Genomic DNA, 7,222 nt, shown 5'->3' with positions numbered 1-7,222 from the left:
GCGGACACGCCGAGCAACGCCTGGCGCTCACCCCCGTCCCCCGCCGTAGCGCAGCCGGGCGAACTCGCGGGTGAGCGCCAGGCGTTGCTCGGCGTGTCCGCCGCGCATCCGCAGCACCGACAGCAGCGTCCACAGCCGTGTCTGGGCGAAGAAGCGCGGCGAGCCGTGCACGTCGTCGTGGGCCAGCAGCCGGACCCCGGGCACCCGGTCGCGCAGCAGCGCCGCGTCGCCGGGCGGGACGATCTCGTCCCGCAGGCTGGTGACGTGGGCGACGGGGACGCGCAGCGCGCCCAGCTCCCGCGGAGCCAGCGCCCAGTCCTTGATCACTGCGTACACCTCCTCGGGCGGGGAGCCCGTCAGGTGGGCCAGGGTGTCCGTCGTCACCCGGGGCACGGTGCGCTGCCAGTCGGCGTCGGTGAAGAAGTCGTGCACCGGCATTCCGGCGCCCACCACTCCCCGGATCCGCGCGTCGTGCAGGGCGGCCCGCAGCGCCAGGTGGCCGCTGAAGCTGAGCGCCAGCGCGTAGGTGCGGGAGACCTCGGCGCGTCCGCCGACGGCGTCGAGCAGCGCCGGGTACATGCGCCAGCTGTCCCCCCGGTAGGGCAGCGTGTTCTCCCCGACGCCGGGCATCTCGGTGACCACCCCGGCGAAGCCGAGGGCGCCGAGCTGGAGCAGCACCGGCGCCCACTGCTCCTTCACGGACACGATGCCGCCGGTCATGACCAGCAGCGGCTTGGGATCGGCCGCGTCCAGTCCGGTGGTCCAGCAGCGGACGCGCCCCTCGGGGAGCTCGACGTCGAGCCGTTGGATCGCGGGGAACTGCCCGCGCCAGGCGTCGAAGGCGGCCACGCACCGGTCGAGCGCCGCCTGCCGGGCCGGCCCGTCCACGAAGGGGAAGCGCGCCATGTTCCAGTGCACGCTGGCCTCGAGGAGCTTGCCCTCCGCCTCCAGCCGCGCCGCCTCCGCCGACCACTCCCCCGCCCAGGACCCGGGGACGCCGTCGCCGTCGTCGCGGATCCGGGCCAGCAGCGGGTCGTAGTAGGCGGCAGGGAGCCCTTGCGAACGGGTGTGCGCCACCACGAAGTTCTTCAGCTCGGCGATGTCGTTCATACGCCCTCCAGCGCCTCCTTGACCTCGGTCAGCACGTCCGCCGCCTCGGCCCCGTCGATGACCCGGTGGTCGAAGGACAGGCTCAGCCGCATCACGGGGGCCACCGCGACGCCGCCCTCCCGCACCACCGGGCGGTCCAGGATCCGGCCCACCCCGAACGTGGTGGTGGTGCCGCCCACCGAGTGGAAGGCGTCCACCGCGCGGTGCCCCAGCGAGGTCACCGCGAAGGTGCCGTTCACGTGGGGGCGCAACGCCAGCGAGTCGGCGGCCCGCCGGAACTGCTTGCGGGCCTCCGCCCAGGGCAGCCGGTGCAGCCGCCGGATCCCCTCGAACTCCGGCAGCCGCTCCGGATCGCCCTTCCGCACCCGGTCCAGGTGGTTCTGGATCTCGTCCAGTCCGGCCTCGTGCACGTCGGGGACGACGGCGCCGAGCACCACCCGACGGCCCTCCAGGGTGCTGTCGAGCGCCACCTTGCCGTTGACGAAGGGGTAGTGGGCGACGCGCGGCAGCCCCCTGCGGTGCCCGCCGCGGACCGCGGCGTTCGCGTCCGGGTGCCGGGCCAGGACCCGACCGGCCGCGTGCAGCACGTAGGTGACGGTGCCGTACCGCCGGCCCTCGTCGCGCGCGACCGCCGCGCGGTGGGCGAGGACGCCGGTCATGTCCACCTCGGTGTCGAGGAAGACGGGCGAGAAGTCGCGGATCACCTCCAGGAAGAACAGCGTGTGGCGCCGCTGCCGGGGCGGCGCCTCCTCCCGCACCTCGGGGGGCGGTCCGCTCACGGCGCCACCGCCAGCCGGTAGACGGCCTCCAGGCTGGGCGCCTCCAGGACGTCGGCCAGCGACAGGGGCCGCCCGGTCTCCCGTTCCAGCAGGGTGCACAGGGTGAGCAGGTGCACCGAGTCCCAGGCCGTCACCTCGTCCAGTGGGCGGCCGATGTCGTCGGCCGTCACGGGCAGGGCGAGTTCGTCGCGCAGCAGCTCGACGTAGTCCTCGACGGTCTTCACGGAGTGTCCCCTTCGCCGGTTGCGCGGTCGAAGCGCGCGGTGAGACGGATGTGTGGCGCGGCCTCGGGCAGTTCGGCCAGGTCGTGGCGGAGGAGGGTCTCCTCGTCCGTGGCCGTGGTGGCCGTGAATCCGCCGCGCGGGAGGAAGTCGGCGACCTTGCCGTTCCTCGGGGTACGGCGGTAGGCGGCGCGCACCTCCCGCAGCCCGTTGTCGCGGGCGTGCCGCAGGACCGCGTGCAGCACCGTCTGTTCGATGCCGCGGGAGAAGACCCGGCAGCTGAGCAGGAAGTTGTCGACGGTCAGCGCCTCGCCGTCCTGCCGCAGCAGCACGGCGCCGACCAGTCCGTGGTCGCCGAAGCGGTCCGCGGCGCGGACGCCGAGCACCAGGGCCGCCGGGTCGGTGGCCAGGGCGCGCACGTCGGCGGGCTGGAGCCGCCGGGTGGTGAGGTTGAACTGGTTGGTGCGCAAGGTGATCTGGGAGATCCTGGCGTATTCCTCGGGTGCGGCAGGGGCCACGGTCACCGTGGTGTCCAGCTCGCGCAGGTAGCCGTCGAGGGAGTCGAAGGTGCAGGAAGTCCTGCCGGCTGCGCTCCTCGCGGTAGCGGGCGGGCCGTACCAGGTCCTCCTCGGTCAGTTCCCTGGCCGTGAACCAGCCGTCCTCGAGAAGTCGTTGCGGGTGCAGCGCCGGCTCCTCGTCGACCGCCACCACCGCGACGCCCGGTAGTTCCCGCCGCACCAGGCCGCGTTCGAAGGAGCTGTCGTCGACGAAGACGAAGCTGTCGGCGCCCAGGTTGAGTTCGGCGGCCAGTTCGGCGATGTTCTCGTGCTTGGGACGCCAGTTGGCCCTGATCCGCACGAAGTCCTCCTCGCGCAGTGCCAGCCGGGGGTGTTCCCTGAGCGTCTTCTCCACCGGTTCGAGGTCGTTCTTGCTGACCGCGGTGACCAGGACGCCCTGGGCCGCCAGTTGCCGCACCACCAGCTGGAAGCGCCGGAAGGCCTCGCCGCGGTAGCCGCCGTCGGTCTCGATGCCGTCCGGGCCGACCTCGCCGAGGACACCTCCCCAGACCGTGTTGTCCAGGTCGAGGGCGAGCACCTTCTTCGCGCCGCCCGTGGACAGGCGCGCCAGGTGCCCCACCTCGCGGGCGTAGGCGGCGAGCAGTGCGTCGGAGAGGTGGGCGCGCGCGTAGACGCTCTGCCGCACGTCCCTCACCGGCACCCCTCGGCCGAGCAGGGGCAGCAGGTCGACGACCACCACGTGCGGGTGGCGGTCGGCCAGGTCCAGCAGCCGCGCCTCGGCCCGCCGCCACAGCGCGCCCAGCCGTGCCCGCGCCCGCAGGTCGAGCAGCTGGGCCTGCGTCTCCTGGAGCAGCGGCAGGGTGTTGAGCACCAGGGTGGCGCCGGGGGCCGCTGTGGCGCACACCTCTGCCGCCCGTTCCAGCAGGCCCAGCTTCTCCTCCAGCACGCGTCCGACGTCGTCGGCGCCCCACGGTGTCGGCAGGTCGTCGGTGACGGTCGCCGGGTCCAGGAGGCACAGCACCAGGTCGGGTCGTGCGGCGTACAGCTCGCTCGCCGGGTCGACCAGGTCGAAGACCCAGCTGTCGAACGGGGAGAGGCGGATCCGGGCCGGCAGCCCGTGCCGGGCCAGCTCCGCGGTGAGGGCCGGCACCGCGCCGGTCAGGGTGCCGTGCCCGGTCAGCGCCAGGAGCGGAGCCGGGGTGCCGGGGTGCGCGGCCAGGACGTCGTCGGGATCGAGCCGGGCGAGCAGCCGTCCCGCCCTGGCGAGAGGGTCCCCGGTGAGCTCCGCCAGCAGCCCGCGCACCCGCGGGTAGTGGGCGGCCAGGCTGCCGTCCCGGTGGAGACGGGTGAGTTCGCTCAGGTCGTCGCTCACGTCGTCAGCGTCCTTCCAGGGCGAAACCGGCCTTGATCCACTTGCTGGACTCGATGGACACGCCCACCGCCCGCCGGCCCGGTCCGAGCGCTCCGGCCAGGGCGCGCTCCAGCTGGAGGAAGACGATGGCGTTGCCGCAGTTGCCGACCTGGTCGACGCAGGTGACGGCCTGGGCCCTGGGCAGGCCGAGCCGTTCGGTGATCAGGCCGGTCATGCGGCCCGACAGCTGGGGCGGCAGCAGGACGTCGACGTCCTCCGAGGTCCAGCCGGCCGCGTCGAGCAGCTCCGCCAGCACCTCCTCGGTCATCTCCGGCACGTGCTTCTCGATCGCCTTGTAGTCCTCGGTGGCCGCGGGCCTCTCCGTGTCGCGGTCGGCGGGGCCGAACCACTCGAGGACCGCTCCCGGTTCGCGGCCCAGCCCCACGAGGCGGGTGAACACCTGGCGCAGCAGGGCGGCGCCGGGCGCCGGCCGGATGCTCAGGACCGCGGCTCCGGCCGCGTCGCCGAACAGGACGTAGTTCACGAGCTCGGCCGGGGCCGCCGTGCGCAGGTCGCGTTCGACGTCGAAGAACCGGGCGATCACGTCCCCGCCCAGCACCAGGACCGTCTCGGCGGACCCGCTGACCAGCAGTTGTCGGGCGAGGTCCAGTGCCTGCACGGCGCCGGAACAGCCGGACTGGAGCTGGAAGGTGCGCACCCCGTCGATGCCGAGCAGGTCGGCGGCGATGTTGACGGTGGCCGGCATGAGCCGGTCCGGTGTCGCGGTGGCCAGCACCACCGCGTCCACCTCGTCGGGCCCGGTCCCGGCGGCGGCCAGCGCGGACCGGCCGGCCCGGGTGGCGAGGTCGGCCAGCGTGCCGGTGACCTCGCCGGACTCCAGGTCGAGGGCCAGATGGCGGGAGGCGGTGCCGATGAACACGTCGACCCACTGCTCCCACAGCGCGTCCATGCCCAGGCGCCGGGCCAGGGCGGCGTTGTCGACGGGCGGGCCCGGCAGCGCCGAGGCCGCCGAACGGATGTACACGTCCCGACCGGTCATCGTGGGACCTCTCTGTGCGTGGTCGTCGCGTCCGTCGCTCGGTCGGACGGCGGGATCAGTCGGACAGCAGGATCCGGGCCTCGGCGGAGGCCCGTACCCCGGTCATGCGCCAGGTGCGGAAGCCGGTCAGCCCGGCGTAGCGGCCCGAGGTGCCGGTGGCGGGGTAGTACACCCACTCGCTGGTGCGGACGTCGTTGAAGTCGGCCCAGCCCTCGGCGTGGATGGTGCCGTCCTCGAGGGTGATGTCCTCGGTGTAGTACGTCATCAGGCCGCCGTCGCCGGGGCGTACGTAGGTGATGCGGAACGAGCCGTGCGAGGTGCCGATCTGCCGGCCCGTCTCGTCGTACAGCTCGTCGTCGAAGGTGCCGGTCTGCCCGGTCTGCGGGTCGGCGACGTCCACGTCGTCGACCACCTTCACGACGATCTCCTTGGGCACGCGCAGCACGATCTGGTCAGCCATGTCGGTCCTCTCGGGGGTGATGGAGCTTCGGGTGCGCCGGTGGAAGGGCTCAGGGGCGGTGGAGGGTCGGGGACGCAGCGGGGCCGGCGACGGGCGGCGTCGCGTCGGGGACCGCCCCGGCTCCGGTGAGCACGGCCGCGGCGTCCTCGCCGGGGCCCGGCGGTCCGGGCAGGAAGACCTCCGCGGCCGGCTCGTGGGGGCGGGCGAGGACGGACCAGAAGTCGTGCCGGGTCCATGTCCCGCTGTTCAGGGGGTCGTTGTCGCTGAAGGTGTACGGCGCGTACTGCCGGCCGGTCGGGTCGGGCTGGGTGAACCGGCCCCAGTACCCGTTGTAGAGGTGGTGGTCGAGCACGTGGGCGCTGCGCAGCAGCTGGTAGGCGCCCCGGTAGCGGAACGGGTTGACGGCCGCGGCCGGGCCGACCGCGGTGACGGCGCCGTGCGGGGTGTAGCGGTACCGGGCGGCGAGCGCGCCCTCCTCGTCCAGCAGCGCCAGCACCGATCCCCGCTGGTCGGTGACGGCCCAGTAGTGACGTCCGTCGGCGGTCACCACCGCGAGGAGGGCGCCGTCGGGCGTCCGCACGAAGTCCGTGGGGACGCCGTCGTCGGTGACGCGCAGGACGCCCAGCGGGCTGTGCGTCAGCACGTGGGTGACGGTGTCGCCCTCGACGGTGGTCTCGGTGATCCGGCGGGGCGTCTCCTGGCCCAGTCCGTCGTAGGAGATGTCCACCACCTGCCGGCCGCCGAAGACCCCGGTCAGCGTCTGGTGGGTGGGGCTGTAGGTGAAGGCACCGGTCGGGTTGGTCTCCTCGGTGAAGTTGCCCGCGCCGTCGTACGCGAACTCCGTCTCGCCGAAGCGGATGACCTGCCCGGCCGGGTTGAGCGTGAAGCGGACGTCGCCGAGGCGCACCAGGTGGTGGGCGGCGTCGTAGCCGTACTCGGTGTCGCCGGCGCGCGCCAGCCGCTTGAGTCCGTCGTAGGCGTAGCTGGTGAACTCGCCGTCGGAGACGGTGCACCGCAGCACGTCGCTGTCGGCGCCGCTGCCGGAGTCGTAGCCGTACTCCTCGCTCAGCACGGTGCGTCCGGATGCGTCGGAGACCGTGAGGGCGGTCCTGCGCCCCGCGCCGTCGTACCGGATCGTCTGGGATCCGCGCCCGAAGTCCACGCCGGTCGGACGTCCCGCGGCGTCGCGGCGGAGCCGGGCCGTCCTGCCGGAGGGGGTGACGACTGCCTCCGGGCGCCCCGCCGCGTCGAGGACGTAACGGGTGGTGCCGCCGGCCCAGGTCACCGAGGTGAGGGAGCCCGCCGCGTCGTAGGCGGCGGCGGCCTCCTCGCGTTCGTCGCCCGCCGTGCGCACCGTCGCCAGGAGCCGGCTGCCGGCGGGCGTGGCCGCCCACCGGAAGTCGTACGCCCAGCCGGGGCCTGCCTTGCGGACCACGCGGCCGAACCCGTCGCGGGTGAGGGTGAGCAGGGACTGCCCGGAGTCCTCGTCGACGACCTCGGTCAGTCTGCCCGCCGCGTCGTGCCGGTAGCCGGTGCTCCTGCCGTTGCCGGCCCGCACGCCGGTGATCCGGGACAGCGCGTCGCGGCGGTACTCGGTGCGCCCGAGCGGGGCGGGCGGCGCCACCGCCACCAGGTCGCCGTGTGCGTCGTGCTCGTAGGCGGTGACGGCGCCGTTCCCGTCGGTCCGGGTGGCGATCGCGCCGTGCCCGGGATGGTAGGTGCG

5 protein-coding genes and 1 pseudogene are annotated in these 7,222 nt (G+C 73.9%); all 6 read right to left on the bottom strand.

The genetic code is table 11. From position 1 onward, the window contains the following. Positions 1 to 27: 27 nt before the first annotated feature. Positions 28 to 1,110, bottom strand: coding sequence for an alpha/beta hydrolase (locus ACOV8S_RS06880; protein WP_448316713.1), 1,083 nt, complete (start codon positions 1,108 to 1,110; stop codon positions 28 to 30). Next, positions 1,107 to 1,889 carry a 2-oxo acid dehydrogenase subunit E2 gene (locus ACOV8S_RS06875; protein WP_448316712.1) on the bottom strand — a complete coding sequence of 261 codons (783 nt, stop codon included), beginning with the start codon at positions 1,887 to 1,889 and terminating at the stop codon, positions 1,107 to 1,109. The genes ACOV8S_RS06880 and ACOV8S_RS06875 overlap by 4 nt, the downstream gene beginning before the upstream one ends. Continuing rightward, positions 1,886 to 4,000, bottom strand: a complete 2,115-nt coding sequence (locus tag ACOV8S_RS06870) for an HAD-IIIC family phosphatase (RefSeq protein ID WP_448316711.1) — start codon at positions 3,998 to 4,000, stop codon at positions 1,886 to 1,888. The genes ACOV8S_RS06875 and ACOV8S_RS06870 overlap by 4 nt, the downstream gene beginning before the upstream one ends. Before the next feature lie 4 nt (positions 4,001 to 4,004). After that, positions 4,005 to 5,039 carry a 3-oxoacyl-ACP synthase III family protein gene (locus tag ACOV8S_RS06865; protein WP_448316710.1) on the bottom strand — a complete coding sequence of 345 codons (1,035 nt, stop codon included), beginning with the start codon at positions 5,037 to 5,039 and terminating at the stop codon, positions 4,005 to 4,007. 55 nt (positions 5,040 to 5,094) lie between these two features. Then, entirely contained in the window at positions 5,095 to 5,499 is a 405-nt protein-coding gene (locus tag ACOV8S_RS06860) for an allene oxide cyclase barrel-like domain-containing protein (protein WP_448316709.1), read from the bottom strand. Positions 5,500 to 5,548: 49 nt separating this feature from the next. After that, positions 5,549 to 7,222 (bottom strand): annotated as a pseudogene (locus ACOV8S_RS06855) (DUF6531 domain-containing protein); the annotation flags it as partial.

It is taken from the genome of Streptomyces sp. CO7 (assembly GCF_053474865.1).
The sequence above is the reverse complement of the archived record's forward strand: the minus strand, read 5'-3'. Positions and strand labels throughout refer to the sequence as shown.

Coding starts and splice junctions, on each gene's coding strand:
- ACOV8S_RS06860 (WP_448316709.1), bottom strand. CDS start 5,499: ATGGCTGACCAGATCGTGCTGCGCGTGCCCAAGGAGATCGTCGTGAAG.
- ACOV8S_RS06865 (WP_448316710.1), bottom strand. CDS start 5,039: ATGACCGGTCGGGACGTGTACATCCGTTCGGCGGCCTCGGCGCTGCCG.
- ACOV8S_RS06880 (WP_448316713.1), bottom strand. CDS start 1,110: ATGAACGACATCGCCGAGCTGAAGAACTTCGTGGTGGCGCACACCCGT.